Here is a 17,256-nt window from a genome sequence, read left to right as displayed (position 1 = left end):
ATTAGCTGTAGATATGGATCCAATTTTGGCGGCAACGGCGGTAGATTTAATCGCCCGTTTGCCTTGGTCACGGCAGGGTTTGAAGGCATTAGCAGCTAAAAATTTGGATCCATTGGTGCAGCAACGGCTGGTTCGGCGCCGCGCGGCGGCTCCCCCCTCCGATCTCCTACTCGTGGTGCATGGCCGCTCCGGCGGTGAAGTGCCAAGTGAATTTGAGCTGCTTGCAGCTGAATTGCGGCGGCAGAGGGGTTGCAGGGTGATTTTGCAGTGTTTAACCGCCGCCACTAGCGCTGACCAGGCCCAGCACCTAGAGCCAGCACCACTCACCCTGGTGCCCCTTTTTCAATTGCCAGGCCACCATGTGCGGGTTGATCTACCCGCCATCGCAATGCATTGGCGCAGCWGCGGTTGGCCCCTGCGGCGGCTGCCCTTCCTCGGTGCTTGGCCCCAATGGCAGGGGGCCTTGGCCCAGGCTTTAAGTGAAGCCAAAGGCCAGGGATTACAACCCCAGCTACTGCACCATCCCCTCAGTGGTGCTTTGGCAATGCGTTATCCCCAATATTTGCAGCAACGCCTCGGTGCACCCTGCAGCCCCTGGACTGCTTACACTCAACCAAGCCAAAATCTTTTGCTGGTGCCCTTAGCTGTGGCAGCTAATCGGCTTAGTGAGGCACTCAATGCAATTGATTGGCCCCCTGGTTTGCAGCTGTGGCCRCCCCTATTGCAACAAAGCCGTTTTCGTTTGGTGCTGATGGAGCAGCTTCTTTCCCTGCCATGACCGYCACTTCCCCACCTGGCATCGTTTATYTRGTTGGTGCTGGCCCCGGTGATCCGGAATTGTTAACGATGAAGGCCCATCGGCTACTTAAGCGTTGTGATGCTTTGGTGCACGACTCCCTAGTRCCCCTGGAACTATTGGAAATGGTGCCAGAAACCTGTGTTGTGCATGGTGTTGGTAAACGTCGCGGTTATCACTCCGTGCCGCAACCCACCACAAATGAATTGTTGGTGCAATTAGCGGGCCGCCACCGWTGTGTGGTGCGGCTTAAGGGCGGTGATCCCTTCYTGTTTGGCCGTGGTGGCGAGGAAGCTGCCTACCTGGCAAGCCAAGGGGTAGCGGTGGAGGTGGTGCCAGGGGTAACMGCTGGYATCGCAGCGCCTGCCTATGTGGGCATACCAATTACCCATCGCGAGGCCGGCTCCTCCGTTACCTTCGTTACGGGCCATGAGGAGATTGATAAGGTTCGACCCGGCGTTGATTGGCGTGGGCTAGCCCGTTGCAGTGAYGGCTTAGTTATCTATATGGGCCTCCATAACCTGCAACGGATTTGTGATGAATTGCAGGCTGGTGGTTTAGCTGCTTCCACCCCAGCGGCGATCATTCAGCAGGGCACCGTGAATGGTCAAAAGCAACTGATAGCCACATTGGCGGATTTAGCTTGCAGCGCAGAAGAACAAAATTTTGCGGCGCCAGCAATTGTTGTAATCGGCGCTGTGGTTGCCCAACGGGTGGCCGCCTGCGCCCCATCGCCGGCACCGGTAACAATGCCCCAACCGATTAATTACGCACCACCCGAAATGTGAGATTTAGCCTGGCGGTTTGCACCCGCAACCGTTTTGGTAAGGCATGGAGCCAACCATCTTGGGTGGGGGGATCCATCAGCAACAGGTCGCCATGGTGCAATTCCAAGCTGAAATTAATTTTGCTATTTGTTTTGGCCTTAAAGCGAAAGCTGCGGCTGGCACCAAGGCTTAAGGATGCAATCGATGCATYTGGATCTAATTCGGGTTCATCATCGRCATGCCAACCCATGGCATCAACACCAGTGCGGTAGTAGTTGAGCAACAATGAATTGAAAGGGCTTGCGGCGGYTTTTGTTACCTGCTCACGGATGGTTTGGGCAGTGGGCGTCCAGCTTTCAACCACATTTTGCAGGCCGGAATAGCAATAGCCACAACCTGGATCCGCCATCCAGCAGGTGAGCCTCGGTAGYGGGTGTTGGCGGCCAAATAGCTTGATCTGCTCCTGTTTCCACGGCACTTCCTTGAGCAGTTGTTCTAGGTAGGYGTTTGCCTTTTCAGCACCTAACCAGCCGGGCCAATGGCGTAGGGCAAGCCCCTCTGGGTAGATATCGCTGCTCACTTCCTAACCAATGGCTAGGGGCAGCATAAAAAAGGCGACCCCAGAAGGAGCCGCCTGCCTTTCCCATGCCCCAACCTTTTCAGGCTGGACCACAAGTGTGCGGCTAGCGGTTGCTGGCTGTGGTGATTAAAAGCACCAAATCCGTAACAACGCACCCAACAGCAAATTGCTTTTTTTGGCTTACTGGCTCATCCCGCATTTATCCCCATGGCCACTGTGCCGATGTTTGAATTGGTGCCCTATGAACGTTTTCGCGATACCCCCGCGGTGCGTTTCTTTGATATCACCGTTGCTGCCTCTAATGCCCGCGATCTGGTAATCCATAGCGGCCCAGCGGTTAGTCCCCCCAATGAGGAAACCACAGGGGCATGGCAGTTTTATTTGCATCCCCACCAGGAAGACAACCTCCTGGCCCTGCACGGGGGCCGCACTTTTTATTTAGTGAACCTCGGCTGGAATTATCCTTATCACATAGTTCGTTTAGATACCGGCGGCGATATCTTGCGCATYCCACCGGGTACTTTCCATCGYTCAGTTTCAGATCCCGATGGTTCGGTGGTTTTAAACCAAGCGATACGCGAACCAGGGGCCACCGTGGCCCGTGAATTTCGCGTTTATAACAGCCGCCTGATACCACGTTTATTTGGTATTACCTTCAAAACAGCTCCGCTACCAAAGCTCCATGGGGTTAGTTGGTAGTTATGTGGGGAGCCGTAGATCCACACAGAGCTCATCCGGTTGCCAACTAACTAASGYTTGCTCATTAATCGGATGGGCCATTTGCACYGTTTGAAATGCTTGATCTAATTCCTKCCACTGATAACTAATTACCTGGGTATCTTTTTCAATATCAAGGCAGAGGGGCCAATGGCTGGGCAAGCTTGGATGYAGGCAGGGAAATAAACGCCCCTGGCGCAACCTGGCCCCCAGCACCGCTTCTTTAAGGGCTARTTTTCTTCCCTGCAGCCGCAATTGATAGTGTTKGCGAAATGATTCGTTTGTACAAATTTCRATTCTTTGCAAAGAGGTATCTACAAATCGGCTGGTRATTGCCCCCAGTTCAGGCATGTCTGATAGCAGCGGCCATGGCTCAAGGGCACGGCGCAGCACTAATTCCGCATCCCCTGCGCTCCAATGCAACAACACTGGAAAGCGCCACTGCCATAGCTGGCGGTAATAAGTGGCATCAAGSGCTAAACCCTGGCGGTTTAATTGCTGCAGTATCTGTTCAAAATCACTCCAAAGCAGGCTTGGCARCAGGTGGCGATCATGTAAGCAACCGCCATGGCTGATTACACCAATGGGCCGTTGCTCGGGTTCCAGCAGCATTGCCCCTAAACAACTCCAAAGCAGGGCTACCGCCGCCATCCATTCGGCTTTTGGCAGGGTTTCAATAGCGCGAAATTCCACTAATCCCTGGCAGCCGGCCAGGGAGCCTGGATTCCAAAATTTATCGAAGCTRATTTCACTGCGGTGGGGRTTACCACTGCGATCTACCTGTAGATGACGCATGGTTTCAGCTATTGCTTGRCGTTGGTCGCCAGCTGGTAGTTGCTCTAGGGCGAACARTGCCATTTCAAGATCTAGTAGCGGCGCGCCGATTTCATCGGAGCGGGGTGCTTGGCTTGCTGCACCCACAGGATCGGCAATAAAYAGGTAAGAAAGGCAGGGATGGGCTTGCCAATAGCGCAGCACCGCCCCCAGCCAGGCGGGTTGTTGRAATAGTGGATTGCGCTCCAGGGTGGGCCCACCCCACAACAGGTGGTTGCCGCCGCCAGTGCCWGCGCTTTGGCTGGAACTTGCTTGTTTCCAGGAGCGCAAACCAACAGCAGCCGTTGCTTTTTCCAASGCCMCTAGCCATTCGGCATACACCTGCCAGGTTTCACACACCGGTAAGTTCACCTCCAGCACACCAGGATCAGCYGTGATACCSAGCACCAGCCAGCGCTGCTCTTGATCGATTGGCACCACACCACTCAGTTGTGGTGCCATCAATTCGTTTTCGTGTAATAGCTGGGCGATCGCTGCCAGTAGTTGTTCAAAGCCATCTGGTGCCAATGGCGGCAGAAATAAACCCCAGCCATTGGCATTGCAATCAAGGGTTAACACCTGGCGTGGCACATCCTCTGGCAGCTTGTTCAAGGGCAARCGCAGCCCCGGCGGACCATCACTACTTACCAGTAGCCGTTCTTCTTCTGCTAACGGCCAAGTTGAAGTTTGCCAGCCATCSGCATYTMGGGTGATGGGCACTGCCCACACCTGYTGATCSGGGGCGAGGGGATCGCTGAATTCACTKGGTTCYAGCTCAAGCCCCAGGCGCTTWCCAATCGCCTTAAGCACTTGGYTTGCTGATTGCTGGAGTGGTCCGGCGGYTGGCCACGGCACCAGTGGTTTGCGGTTGTGTTTACACAGCAACCGCAGGGCCCAGCGGGGRTTTGTTTCGCCYGGATAGTGCTTACCGGGGCAAAAAAAGCAAATACTGCCAGGCARCACATCGCTTTCTAGTTGCTTTGCYAAGGCCCTGGCRTAGCTGAGTTTGCTTGGGCCATCGGCGGCCACACTCCATTCCGCTCCWTTGGGTTCAAGGGGCACATAGGTGGGTTCACCCCCCAAGGTGAGTTCCATGGCGGCGCTTTGAAACCGCTTTCKGGCTTCCTGYCCCGCCGYCARCATCCATGSMGGTARGGARYACARCAATGYTTGGCTCAYGGYTGCTTCAKGCTTAGTTCCGCTGCCTCGATCTGCCAGCTGAATTCACTAACAACCCCAGGYGGGCCACTAAAACTGCCGCTTACGGCTGCTGTTAATTCGGGATTTGATGAACTGGCGAGGGGTATGTAGCGCTCATCTACGGCGCCAATGCCGCTGGGGTCGAAACCACGCCAGCCGGCGCCGGGTAGGTATACCTCAGCCCAGGCATGGAGGTCGTAGCGATCGGGCTTTGGCTCCACYAGGTGGTAACCACTCACAAAGCGAGCTGGTAAACCAATGCATCTACAACATTCGATCATCAACACTGCAAGGTCGCGGCAGGAACCAACCCGTTCCCGCAAGGTGCGCCCCGCCGGCCAAGGGGGGCCATGGTGGCGTTGGGTGTAGTTCACCCGCTCTTGAATCATCTCCAGCAGTTGTTGCAGGAAGGTGAGGCARTGTTGGTCGCTGCCGATAATCGCCTCCTGGGCTAAGGCAACGGCGGCTGGATCATGCTGACCATTGGGCAGCCAGCCCTGCAGATTACTTAAAAGATCAGCATTTAGCCTGCCGATTGGATAGGGCAARCGCGGTTCCTGTTCATCYAAACAAAGTGAAAGTAGGGGGGGCGGGCTAGTGATCAACTCAGCTTCTGAAATGATTTCAAAGCGATCGGTGCTACCAACAAAACGCGCCCGCAGGATTTGATCGCCACCAGCTGCTAATAATTCAAATTTATGGCATGGCTCTGGATTAAAACTGATTTTATGTTGGATTAGTTTTTGAAATCCAATGCTGCGGGGCATCAAACACAGTCGATGGGGGCCGAGCTGCACTGGCTTTGAGTAGCTATAAACAAAGCGATGGCTAATTTTTACGTGCATTGGTTTGARGTGAAGTAGCGGATTTCCAATAGTGTGTGGAGTTCATTGATTTGTAGTTGCAATTGATCAATAACTTGATGAAGACCTTGATCGATTACATCGCCCACTTGGGAATAGTTCCAMGTGGCCTGRAGGCGCCCCAGGCTGCGGCTGAGGGAATGGCCGCTTTGCAGTAGTGGTTGTTGATCAATACTTGCAATTGCCTCGGCAATRCCATTAAGGCAATAGCGCACGGAACGKGGAAAATCTGGATCCARTAATAGAAATTCCGCCACACCACTGGGGGTGATTGGYTGTTGGGTGTGTTGGCGATACATTTGATATGCACTGGCGGAGCGCAATAGGGCAATCCAYTGCAATTCATCTAAGGCACCTCCCACATCCTCAGGGCTTGGCAGCAGTAGAAAATATTTCACATCGAGGATCCTTGCMGTTTTTTCCGCCCTTTCAATCAACCTGCCAAGATTGGCAAAATGCCAGCTGATATCCCTGCGCATACTTGAATCTGCTATGCCATAGAGCTGTTGGCAGCCGCGCCTGATCAGTTGCAGTTGTTCAGGTAGGGCCTGCTGCCAAAAACTTTCACCYGGTTGTAAATCAAGATGTAAAGCATTTAGTTCTTCAAATAATTCATTGGGGATTACCTCACGGATTTGGCGRGCATTTTCGCGGGCGATGGCAATGCAATTACAAATGGCGTTTGGATTTTGTGCTTGGGCAAGCAGAAACCATTCCACCGCTGCAGCACCACCTTCAGGGTGTAATTCTTTAAATAAGTTGCTTTCTGCGCAAGCTTCAATCAGCGGCAGCCACACCGCATCACCCCCTGCCGGTGAATCCAGCGCCATCGACATACTCACATCTAAGAAACGGGCTAAATTCTCGGCCCGTTCCACATACCGGAAGATCCAGTAGAGCTGTTCTGCTACACGGCTGAGCATGAAACCACCCAGGTGTCTTTACTGCCGCCGCCCTGGGAGGAATTAACYACGAGGGAACCGCGTTTTAAAGCAACTCTTGTGAGTCCYCCCGCCGTTACCCAACTCTGTTTACCCCGTARTATGTAGGGCCTTAAATCCACRTGGCATGGGTAGAGCTCCCCTTCGCTGAGGGAGGGAACCGTTGAGAGMTGCAGCGTTGGTTGGGCGATGTAATTGCGGGGATTAGCTTGAATTAAYTCACTGAAATGTTTCAGTTCTTCGCTGCTGGCATGGGGGCCTATCAGCATTCCATAGCCCCCTGCTTCCGACACCGCTTTTACTACTAGCTCAGGCAAATGTTCCAACACATAACTGCATTCYTTTGGCCGGGAGCAAAGAAAAGTTGTTACGTTTGGAATAATCGTTTCTTCATCTAGGTAGTAGCGGATCATCTGGGGCACATAGGCATAGATGAGCTTGTCGTCGGCAATGCCGGTGCCAGGGGCATTAGCAATGGCTACTTGGCCTTGGCGGAACGCATCCATCAGGCCRCTTACGCCGAGCATTGAATCTTTGCGGAAACAGGTGGGGTCTAGAAAATCGTCGTCGATGCGGCGGTAGATCACATCTACCCGTTCAAGGCCATTGGTACTGCGCATCCACACCCGGTTGTCTTCACAGATCAAATCTGTGCCCTCCACCAGCTGGATGCCCATCAAGCGGGCCAGGTAGCTGTGTTCGAAATAGGCGCTGTTATGTACTCCAGGGGTGAGAAGTACCACTTGGGGGCTGTCGGTCCAGGGGGCCATTTCCTGCAGGGTTTGCAGTAGTTGGGAGGCGTAGTTATCGATGGGGGTGATGCGTTGGCTTTGAAATAAACCGCCAAAAAGTTGCTTCATCACCCGGCGATTTTCGAGGAAATAGGCAACTCCTGAAGGGCAGCGCAGGTTGTCTTCCAGCACCCGCCAGGTGCCATCGCCATCACGCACTAGGTCGAGGCCTGAGATGTGGCACCAGCGGCCGAGGGGAGGGATTAATCCCTGCATMTGGGGCCGCCAACCCTGGCTACTGGTTATTTCTTCTGCGGAGATAATTCCATCTTTGATTATTTTCTGGGSWCCATAGATATCGGCAAGAAACAGGTCGATCGCCTCAAGCCTTTGGATTAACCCCGCCTCCAGCACTGCCCAATCCTGGTGATCGATCAGCCGTGGCAAGGGATCGAAGGGCAAAATTCGTTCGCTGGCCTCTGAATTGCTGTTGTAGAGCCTGAAGGTGGCACCTAGCCGTTTGAGTAGTTGTTCAGCCGCCCGATGATTTTCATTCAGTTGGCTAAGGCCAAGGGCCCCCAGTTGATCCATCAGGGCCCCCATCGCTTTACGGGGTGTGTGGCTGGGGCTCATGTATTCATCGAAGCCACCCATTGGCACATAGGTTTCAAACATCGGCTTCAGCTGTTTCAACCTTCCTATGGTGCGGAATCAAGCCGCCCGCCCATGGTTCCCATTGCTACAYAATCARCATGCGGCTAGTAATTAGCGWTSGAATTGTGTAMTTTGATACTTATTGGCTCTTATTRAGCTGCGGCGCTGAGTTGTTCTAATTGATTATGTATCAATAKCTGGATTAATTAAAGCAAGAAATAAAGCTGCGCCATCGGTAATTCRTCAGCTGGTTCGCAKSTGAGCAGTTCACCATCGGCATACACCTCATAGGTTTCTGGATTAACGCTGATATCTGGCAGGGCATTGTTGTTKTGCATGGCTGCCTTGCCGATATCCCTGGTGTTTTGYACMGGTAGGCAGGGGCGYGCTAAGCCCAATTGCCGCGGCAAATCAGCATCCAGGGCAGCTTGGCTCATGAATGTGAGGCAGCAAATTGTTAAGAAGTTTAAATGAGATTCGCAATTTTGTGGCACCGAATGAAATCATGTACTTGCGTAAATTGAAATTTTCGATTTGGATGACTTATTTTATAAATCTAGCTATTAAGTATTCTTTCGCTTTTCTATTGAAAAACCCTTCCGCAGAGTTTAACTGTGGAAGGGTTGGACGATTTAGGTTTACAAAAATTTATATGGCTATGTAATCTTTAAATTAAAATATAGAAGCAGCTCTCATTAGGTTGTTGGTGAAGGCTGCATTGTAATCAAGCGTTACTTCATTTCCTACGTAATTTGTGCGCATATCACTGTAGCTTTCAGTGGCATAGTCCGTTGGACCACCCACTAAGGCACCGATAATATCGTATTTGTTATCCGTACCGTCATAGGGAGCTATGGAGTTTCCATAACCAAGCAGATCAGTTATTCCTGAGGCATCTCGATGGTGAGGCTCCTGGGGGAAATCTCCATAACCAACAACAAAAGATTGATTATTGGGAGATGTGATGCCCAAGGAGTAGTTGAGAGTTGCTTTGATGAATGCTTCGGTATCTGCCTTTGTGATTGTTTTAGTGATTGAGTTACCGTTAACATAGTCATATTGAAAAGTGGTGCTTGATCCAATTACTCCTTCGTCAATGGCCCAGCCTGCAATGAAAGAAGCATTATTTGCTAAGCGCAAAGAGCCCCATTGGGATATATTTGAATTACCACCTGACCAACGCAAGCCGGTTGAGGGAGTTATTTGCACGTAATCACTAGGAGCTCCATTTGGATACAGATTTGTATCATTTATGGGGCTTCCATATACCCAATCATAAACACATTTTAAAACTTGATTTTTCATTGTTGCATAGGAATTAAAGTAAGTATCCGTGCTGTTGTAGTTATTGGTTCTAGACCAATCTGCCATTGTTTGAATACCTAATATATTACAAAGGAGTGCATTATTGTCCCATGTAAAAGCTACTGGTTGATAAGGATATTTGAGATTACTTCCGTCATTTGTGTATTCGAATGATGTGCCAGTATTGTTCCAATATCCATGGCTGTTAGGGTCAGTTATGCCATCGTATTGGGAGATCCCAAGTGAGCTATTGTTTTGATAGCCATAAAGAGTGCTCATTGCGTTATTAAGATAGTCAACTTTTGTGTAATCGTTTAGGCCATCGTTACCGGTACCGCTAATAGTTTTCTCCGCGTTAAATAATGCAACGCTAGACATGAATAAGTCATCATAAACAAATCTTGAGACATATACGGTGTTGCCACCTTTGTTTTCTCCAGTTAGAACGTCAGGATAGTTATACAGAGTTGTAGCGGCACCGCCAACTTGATCTGAAATATTTAACTGATATTGACCCGTTTGGTTATTTCCCTTGCCGTCAGCAGTTGTGGAAGCAGGGTACAAAGCGTTCACCTCCCATGCCATTTGATCAAGATTCTTTGCCGTACTTAATAGCTTTAAGGCATAGGCTTGAAAGTTAGCGGTAGAGGAAGTATCATTTGTTCCATCTTTTACTGGAGCAAATTGGGGGTACTTGTAGAACAGTTTTGCAATGTTTGCTAGGGCAGCAGCGTTTGCCGCGAGCACATCAATGCCATTTGCAGCCACATACCCAGGTTGGCCGAACGAGGTACCCGATTTAGAGTATAAAGGAGCATCAATTCCAACTGCATATGAATATCTCGGGGTTGAACCATCGCTGGACTCTACCCATGAAGATTTCCATGAATCATGGTCATATGTTGTCTCGCCAGTTTGCGCAATGTAATAACCTCTTACTGGAGCGCTTGTGTTAGTTAAATCTACCGTAACATTTGCGGCGCATTTTAGATAATAATCGGCTTGTTGCTTAAGGGTTATGAATAAACTTTCGCCGAGCTCTGGAGTGTAAGCGCCCGTAGTAGTGCTATAAGGTGTGGTTGCTGATTTTGAGAGATTTGATCTATTGTACTCAGATAAATCATTCCATGCGCCAATTGCCAGTGTAGACATTGCGGTGGCGCCAGGTAAGTTATATTTAACATGGTCGCCGGCATCAAAAAGTCCCCCTGCTAAAGATGTACTCCAAGGGCCAACTGAATTGGGAGCATTGCCAAGAATTTGGTCGTTGTCGGCAAAAACTACACCAAGATTGGTCCCGTTGTACGACACTCCATCATCAGTAAAGTTGTCGTTAGTCCATCCAAGTGGCTGATAAGTAGCATCGTAAACTACCCTATTCGTGTTAGTACTAAGATCTCCTGATTGCTGTGCTTCATAAAATTGAAAGCTCTTATCAATAAGACTAATAAAATCAGTACTTACTAAAGCTGTTGGTGATGAGTCAGCCTTTACAGTGCCAACATTTATGTTTGCTAACGTGCTTGAAGGGGAACTGGTATATGGCATAGTTACTTTAAAGCTGTAACTTTTGTCTGCTGCGGAATTGATTTTTCCTGGATTTACTCTTAGTACGTCGGTAACTTTTAGCGGTGATCCGTCTACATAGTTACCCCATGTAGAGGTTGCTGGTGCTGTGCTAGTTGAATTTGGGCTCGCAGAACCTTGGTTGGTATTTGCATCAATTTTTGATGAACTCAATTTTTGCAGTATTCCAGAAGTTCCGGAGATACTAAATACTTCTGAGGCAAGTGCAGAGATTGATTCTTTTATATTTGCAGCACTTGAAAAAAGATCTGTTCCAGAAACCTGGAATTTACTTTTAAATAAGCTCCCAAGGGTAAATTCTTCTGTTTTGTTGACAGGGATTTGGCCAAGGTTGAAATTATTGTCCTTTTGGAGAATAGTTTTTAACCCTGAGATACCATTAAGACTAATTATATCTAGTGCAGGTAGTGATGGAGTTGTGACAGGAGTTGAACGGTTTTGAGCATTTTGAGCGTTTATTATATTTAAAAACTGAAGCAATAAACCTACATTATTTTTAAAGATTCCAAGTTGGAAAAGTTGAACTACGAATGAAAAATCCATTGAAATAATTTTTCTTTACAATACTAATWGTTTTACTACCTAAGCCTAAAAAAAGCCACTTTCTTTTTCGTCCATGCGCTACTATGCTTTGGGTTGGTGATTGGTTTTAATTTTCTTTCACGCTTCATATTCCTGGCTAGTAATAGGCTGCTTCATTATTTTTTGACGTTATTTATCAGTTAGTGCATTCGGTAGCTGTCAGGAAGGATGACGTTTCTATTGCCGATTAGGCTGTCAGTGTCAACGTAGCTGTTTGAGCAACGAAATTATTAGTTGGCGGGTTGATCCACACCACTTGTGGTTGGCGCCAACAGCGTTGGACTAGGGCCTTAATCGTCCTAATCAGGCCACAGTGCCCTTGAGCTTGAAGTTAAAGCTCAAGATGTTGTCATCGAAGTCTTGGTCACCGCCACCATTTAGATCCTCCAGACCAATAACACCAGATCCCAACACCCGGAAGTGGTTGAGATTGTCGCTATTGGCGGAGCGGAAGGAGAAGAAGGTGTCGCCGGTTTGGGCGACGGTGGCATAAGGAGCCAGCAGGCCAGATTCGTTGAATGCCGCGATGGGGTCGGTGCGGGTGGCGCCGTTGGCTACCGCCAGGGTGCCAAAGCCATTAAACAGATTGGTGCTGGTTAAAGCGGCGGCCTTGTAACCGGCGGAGCCGGGGGCGATCAAGGTGTTTGTGATGGGATCGAGCACGGCGCCATCGGCCCGCTGGATGCGGTAGAAACCAATGGTGGTGTCGTAATTGGCCTCACGGGCAAGGGAAACGGTGGAACCCTCGAGGCGTCGCCCTGCCAAGCCGGTGAAATCAAGGATGGGAGTGTCTGCCATCTCGCTGAAGATCAGATCGCCAAGGCCGGCGATGGCGCTCTCATTCAAAAGGCTGAGGGCAACGGTGTTGCCTCCCTTGGATGCTGTGGCAGCGGTGTCGGTGGATTTGGTGAGATCGAGGGTGCGGAAGCTGGTGCCAAAGCCCTGGAGGGTTGTGTTTTTAGCTAAAAGACTTTCCAGGGTGTTGTCTACCACTTCAAAGAAGACCAGCTTTTGACCATTGATGAGGTTGATGTCCCGCTGGAATTTCATCGCCGCCACGTTGGGGGTGTCGCTGCTTTCCAGGTTGGCCAGCAGGATGGTGCCGCGATCGCGCACCAGCTCATAGGTGAGGGTGTCGGCTTCATTGGCATTTAGGGCCACATAGCCGATTTGATTCACGGAAGCGGCCTTAGCGGTGAGGGTGGCGCGCACCGTTAAGGCGGCAGGGGAGGTGCTGTCGGTGGGGTCTGCAACGGTGAGGGCGGTGGCGGTGGCGGTGAAGATTGCGTTAAGGCTCACCACCCCGGCGGTGGAGGGATCAACCACCACGCCATTTTTTCTCCCATCCTTGTCGCCATAGCCGCCATCAACGAACTGAAGATCGACCGTATCGGCGGAGCCATTGCCATCGAGGTCATAGAAGCGGGCACCGGCCTTTTTGGTGGGGTCGTAGGTGAAGGGTGTGGCCACGGGTGCTGCTCCAACCAAGGGAGAGTCGTAGACGAAGTAGGCCAAGCGCTTGTTGGTGGTGTTGAGGCCATCAAATAGGGGCGCCAGATCTACGGCGGTTTTAGCTGTATTGCTATTGCGGGATTGATCAAGTTTCAACGAGAAATTAATGCCGGTTTGACCGATCACCAAGCCCGCTTTCTGGTTAGTAAAGGTGGGTGCTGCCGCGAGGCGATTGAAACTCACATCACCTTCAATGCTGCCTGAAGAAGGAGTCATTCGGGTGGTAATTACTTGACCACTCGTTGACACATAGATGGTGTTACGGATTCGAACAGAGCTATCTAAAGTGCTGAAAACTACCCACCCGTTCACAAAAGGCTGATTTTCATCAACGGTGTCGTAACATGGCGCTGCAAAAAACTCCGCAAGATCAGCGTTGGTGTAATTGCCATTCCTGATTCGCATCAACATCCCGCCTTGCAGTTCGCTGCTGTTACCGTTGTAAAGAAGGAAGCCCTTTTGTCGCTGACCATCAGGTGAAACGATGGGGGGGTAAACAGGTCGCTCCTCAATTTGGTAGCCAGAAGCGGTCATTGCCGCTTCGTAAACATCCGGCGAGGTCGTAAAATACACGTAGTAAAAGTCATCATCGCTACCCAACTGCTTGATATCGTGCGCAGACACACCGTAGTCCCAAGTGTTCTCTTGTATGGTCTGAATGTTAGACGGCAATGAGCCTTGACTAACAGTATGGAAACCGATGCTGATATAGTTTGCGGGAGAATATAATGGCACTATCTTGTCGAGATACGGATCAAAGACGCGGTCGATCAAGGATTTATCCACTTTGACCTGAATCGAGGTATATGGGGCCAAAAGGTCATTATCCGGGATCCCATTCCAATCAAGGTTCGCCTGAGTGTCTTTAGTAGCGGTTACCCCAAGCAAATATGAAATATTACAACCGTCTTCGTCTTTTGAACCACTGAGGAAAGTCGAACTGGACGTTGCTTCGTCTATTTTAAAAGTGCTTCCGTTTTGCGCAGAATCGGTAGGGACCAAGGAATAAAAATTGTTAACATTAACAGAAGGTTTTTGGCTTTTGAGGAGGCCGTAGGACTTTAACGAGCGATTACCAGGCTCGAGTGGATAGTTTGCAATATCTTGGCCGTTTTCATCCTGAAAGACGAAATAGTCCCCTCCGCTGAACGTAGGCTGAGCACCACTAGGTGTGGAAAAAATTTGCCATTCCAAAAAGACAACATCGGAAGGTAGATCGATCGCGATTGTGTCCTTGTCTCCGGAGTATTTAAACCTGATGTACGTTGCGTTAATATCAAAACCCGCCCCATCGTAACCGCCGGAGCTACTGGTGTTTTCGTTGAATTGAAGAGAAGGTGAACTGACGCCCTGAGCTTGAAGCGCGTCGACGATCGCCATGGCCTCTGCTTTGGTCAGTACCCTGTTGTATTGCAGTCGCAGGACAAAATTCGGTCCGTTCTTCGACAGCTCTTGCAATCCAACGCATTTCAACGTTACGGTTCCGTACTCGCTTGTATTTGGATCGGTGCCAATTCCAGCCGATTTACCAATCCTGGGATCAAGATCGAGAGGGTCATTTTCAATCAATGAGCTAACAGACATGATGGTTAAATCATCAGCTGGCGAGTTTATCCATATCATATCAAGTTGTTTCCAGAAACGAATTGATGTGCTGCAGCGTTTCGGATTTGCSAWGCGGGCCAGCTCATAAAGATCAGTTCGCTTTTTGCAAATTGCTATAGCCCCGCCGCTATGGCGGTGTTGGTGGTTATACCAATCCACAAAAGAGGAAACCCATTGGCAGGCTTCTTCTATGTTGCTGAATGGCCGGTTTGGATAGTAGGGCCGGTACTTAATAGCGCGGAATGGAGATTCAGAATAAGGATTGTCGTTGCTCACCCTTAGCCTAGAAAAGGATCTGAGTACCCCCAGCTCTTCTAAACGCACCTCAAGGGTTGTCCCGCGCAATCGCTGCGCGGAAGCCTGCGGCTAGATTTCCTTTTGATCCTGTTGGTGGCGTTTCTCTAAATCCCGCTGCTTCGCCATGGTTAGCACTGCATTTGCATCAAGTGCCGTTTGGCTCCAGCGGTCTACCTGTTCAAGGAACAGACCACGTTCTCTGCAGTAGCTACTCAGCTCAGTGGCATTAAATCCCAGCTGTTTCAAGCACCACCGTGAATTTATCTGCAGCACTCCAGCTATCTGGGTCTTTCTCAGATGCTGGCACCGCCTCACCAATTAAACGCCAGTTGCTACGCCATTTATAAAGCGTTGAACAATGAATACTTACTTCCTTATAAATTTGAGATACATCCTGCCTGTCTGGCGGGCTCATCCTTTTACGCACATCATCTTGAACAGCACTTCAAGATGAACAGCCAGCTGCAAGCAGTCATTAAATTGCTCCGTTAAGCCCCCAGGTGATTTAAATAAAAAGGCGTCAATTTACTGGCATAGTGAGCATTCTGCAAGTTCTATTTGTAATGTGACCACTTTCTTCTCGTATATTCGTACACAGGTTTTGTTGAGGCTTTATCATCATTTGTTGCCAGATATTTTTGTAAGCTCGAAAGTTCATGTAAAGGATTTTGGTGTATTCAGGGTGATTACCAAAACTAGCTTTTACATGGTCTGGAAAGTTTTCTTTTCGGATTTGTGTCTCCATGCTGCTTAGCCCTAAAGCAAGAAATAAAGCTGCGCCATCGGTAATTCATCAGCKGGTTCGCAGCTGAGTAGTTCGCCATCGGCAAAAACCTCATAGGTTTCTGGATTAACGCTGATATCTGGCAGGGCATTGTTGTTTTGCATKGCTGCCTTGCCGATATCCCTGGTGTTTTGYACMGGTAGGCAGGGGCGYGCTAAGCCCAATTGCCGCGGTAAATCAGCATCCAGGGCAGCTTGGCTCATGAATGTGAGGCAGCTTGGTGCCAGCGCCTTGCCGTAGCTGGCAAACATCGGCCGGCCATGCACTGGCCCTGGGGTGGGAATTGAAGCGTTGGCATCACCCATCTGGGCCCATGCAATGCTGCCGGCCTTCAGCACCAGTTCTGGTTTAACGCCAAAAAAGCYAGGTTTCCACAGCACTAAATCAGCAAGCTTGCCCACYTCCACAGAACCCACCTGGCTGTTGATGCCATGGGCAATCGCTGGATTGATGCCAACCTTGGCTATGTAGCGCTTGATGCGGTTGTTGTCGTTGCGGGAGCTATCACCTTCAAGGGGGCCCCGCTGCACTTTCATCTTGTGGGCCGTTTGAAATGTGCGGGTGATCACCTCCCCCACCCTGCCCATCGCTTGGGAGTCGCTGGCGATTATTGAAAAGGCGCCCAGGTCGTGGAGGATGTCTTCTGCCGCAATCGTTTCGCGCCGAATCCGYGATTCAGCAAAGGCCACATCTTCTGGTATGCCYGCATCCAGGTGGTGACACACCATCAACATGTCGAGATGTTCTTCGAGGGTGTTGCGGGTGTAAGGCCTGGTGGGATTTGTGGAGCTGGGCAGCACATTGGCCTGGCCGCAGATCTTGATGATGTCGGGGGCGTGGCCGCCGCCAGCTCCCTCAGTGTGGAAGGTGTGGATGGTGCGGCCAGCGATCGCTCGGATTGTGTCTTCCACAAAACCGGCTTCATTCAAGGTGTCTGTGTGGATGCACACCTGSAYATCAAAGCGATCGGCTACCCCWAGGCAGCAATCGATGGCGGCGGGGGTTGTGCCCCAGTCTTCATGCAATTTGAGGCCGCAGGCCCCAGCTCGAATTTGCTCTTCTAAAGCCTCTGGAGTGCTGGCATTGCCTTTGCCAAAGAAGCCCAGGTTCACCGGTAAACCTTCAGCCGCCTGCAACATCCGGGCTAGGTGAAAAGCCCCCGGCGTGCAGGTGGTGGCATTAGTGCCGGTGGCAGGGCCTGTGCCGCCCCCCAACATCGTGGTAACTCCGCTAGCTAAGGCGGTTTCAATCTGCTGGGGACAGATGAAATGAATATGGGTATCTATGGCACCAGCGGTGAGGRTATGGCCCTCGCCGGCGATTGCTTCGGTGCCAGGGCCGATCACGATATCGATGTTGTTGCTGATATCTGGATTGCCGGCTTTACCGATGGCGCAAATGCGGCCATCCCTGATGCCGATATCCGCCTTCACAATGCCCCACCAATCAAGGATCAGCGCATTGGTAATCACCGTGTCTACGGCGCCGGCGGCGCGGCTGCTTTGGCCTTGACCCCTTGACC

13 protein-coding genes and 2 pseudogenes are annotated in these 17,256 nt (G+C 50.5%); 3 read left to right on the top strand and 12 right to left on the bottom strand.

Annotated features, from left to right (window positions below):
• Both C7K08_RS15370 and cobA read left to right on the top strand, forming a co-directional pair.
• Window positions 1–778 (top strand): hypothetical protein (locus C7K08_RS15370; RefSeq protein ID WP_206603833.1); only part of this gene is annotated, 778 nt, incomplete at its 5' end.
• The gene (cobA, locus tag C7K08_RS09380; protein ID WP_106500372.1) at window positions 775–1,584 is read left to right on the top strand and encodes a uroporphyrinogen-III C-methyltransferase; all 810 of its coding nucleotides are present in this window, start codon (window positions 775–777) and stop codon (window positions 1,582–1,584) included. The genes C7K08_RS15370 and cobA, both read left to right, overlap by 4 nt.
• On the opposite strand, the gene C7K08_RS09375 is transcribed toward cobA, so the two are convergent.
• Complete coding sequence (locus C7K08_RS09375) at window positions 1,559–2,143, bottom strand: alpha-ketoglutarate-dependent dioxygenase AlkB family protein (RefSeq protein ID WP_106500371.1); 585 nt, start codon at window positions 2,141–2,143, stop codon at window positions 1,559–1,561. The two genes, cobA and C7K08_RS09375, sit on opposite strands and share 26 nt — an antisense overlap.
• 222 nt (window positions 2,144–2,365) lie before the next feature.
• Here C7K08_RS09375 and C7K08_RS09370 point away from each other — a divergent pair, with 222 nt between their 5' ends.
• Window positions 2,366–2,842 carry a redox protein gene (locus tag C7K08_RS09370; RefSeq protein ID WP_106500374.1) on the top strand — a complete coding sequence of 159 codons (477 nt, stop codon included), beginning with the start codon at window positions 2,366–2,368 and terminating at the stop codon, window positions 2,840–2,842.
• Here C7K08_RS09370 and C7K08_RS09365 read toward each other — a convergent pair whose 3' ends face one another.
• The 11 genes and pseudogenes from C7K08_RS09365 to ureC (C7K08_RS09325) form a co-directional block, all read right to left on the bottom strand.
• Complete coding sequence (locus C7K08_RS09365) at window positions 2,843–4,393, bottom strand: transglutaminase family protein (RefSeq protein WP_241537184.1); 1,551 nt, start codon at window positions 4,391–4,393, stop codon at window positions 2,843–2,845. It abuts the gene before it with no gap.
• A 147-nt stretch (window positions 4,394–4,540) separates the two neighbouring features.
• Window positions 4,541–4,816, bottom strand: a pseudogene (locus C7K08_RS16890) (transglutaminase family protein); the annotation flags it as partial.
• A gap of 32 nt (window positions 4,817–4,848) precedes the next feature.
• The gene (locus tag C7K08_RS09360; RefSeq protein ID WP_106500369.1) at window positions 4,849–5,718 is read right to left on the bottom strand and encodes a transglutaminase family protein; all 870 of its coding nucleotides are present in this window, start codon (window positions 5,716–5,718) and stop codon (window positions 4,849–4,851) included.
• Window positions 5,709–6,659 carry an alpha-E domain-containing protein gene (locus C7K08_RS09355; RefSeq protein ID WP_106500368.1) on the bottom strand — a complete coding sequence of 317 codons (951 nt, stop codon included), beginning with the start codon at window positions 6,657–6,659 and terminating at the stop codon, window positions 5,709–5,711. The genes C7K08_RS09360 and C7K08_RS09355 overlap by 10 nt, the downstream gene beginning before the upstream one ends.
• Entirely contained in the window at window positions 6,644–8,083 is a 1,440-nt protein-coding gene (locus C7K08_RS09350) for a circularly permuted type 2 ATP-grasp protein (protein WP_106500367.1), read from the bottom strand. Before C7K08_RS09350 ends, C7K08_RS09355 begins: the two co-directional genes overlap by 16 nt.
• Before the next feature lie 185 nt (window positions 8,084–8,268).
• Window positions 8,269–8,511: pseudogene (gene ureC / locus C7K08_RS09345) on the bottom strand (urease subunit alpha); the annotation flags it as partial.
• 223 nt (window positions 8,512–8,734) lie between these two features.
• On the bottom strand, window positions 8,735–11,497 hold the full coding sequence (locus C7K08_RS09340) for a glycoside hydrolase family 9 protein (RefSeq protein ID WP_106500366.1): 2,763 nt from the start codon (window positions 11,495–11,497) through the stop codon (window positions 8,735–8,737).
• Between the two features lie 342 nt (window positions 11,498–11,839).
• Window positions 11,840–14,929, bottom strand: coding sequence for a DUF4114 domain-containing protein (locus C7K08_RS16430; RefSeq protein WP_161955868.1), 3,090 nt, complete (start codon window positions 14,927–14,929; stop codon window positions 11,840–11,842).
• 90 nt (window positions 14,930–15,019) lie between these two features.
• Complete coding sequence (locus C7K08_RS16425; RefSeq protein ID WP_161955867.1) at window positions 15,020–15,196, bottom strand: hypothetical protein; 177 nt, start codon at window positions 15,194–15,196, stop codon at window positions 15,020–15,022.
• On the bottom strand, window positions 15,177–15,365 hold the full coding sequence (locus C7K08_RS16420) for a hypothetical protein (protein ID WP_106500364.1): 189 nt from the start codon (window positions 15,363–15,365) through the stop codon (window positions 15,177–15,179). Before C7K08_RS16420 ends, C7K08_RS16425 begins: the two co-directional genes overlap by 20 nt.
• Window positions 15,366–15,706: 341 nt before the next feature.
• On the bottom strand, window positions 15,707–17,256 hold a 1,550-nt coding region (gene ureC / locus C7K08_RS09325), incomplete at its 5' end, for an urease subunit alpha (RefSeq protein WP_106500363.1).

Source organism: Synechococcus lacustris str. Tous, assembly GCF_003011125.1.
Taxonomy (GTDB): domain Bacteria; phylum Cyanobacteriota; class Cyanobacteriia; order PCC-6307; family Cyanobiaceae; genus Synechococcus_D; species Synechococcus_D lacustris.
The sequence above is the reverse complement of the archived record's forward strand: the minus strand, read 5'-3'. Positions and strand labels throughout refer to the sequence as shown.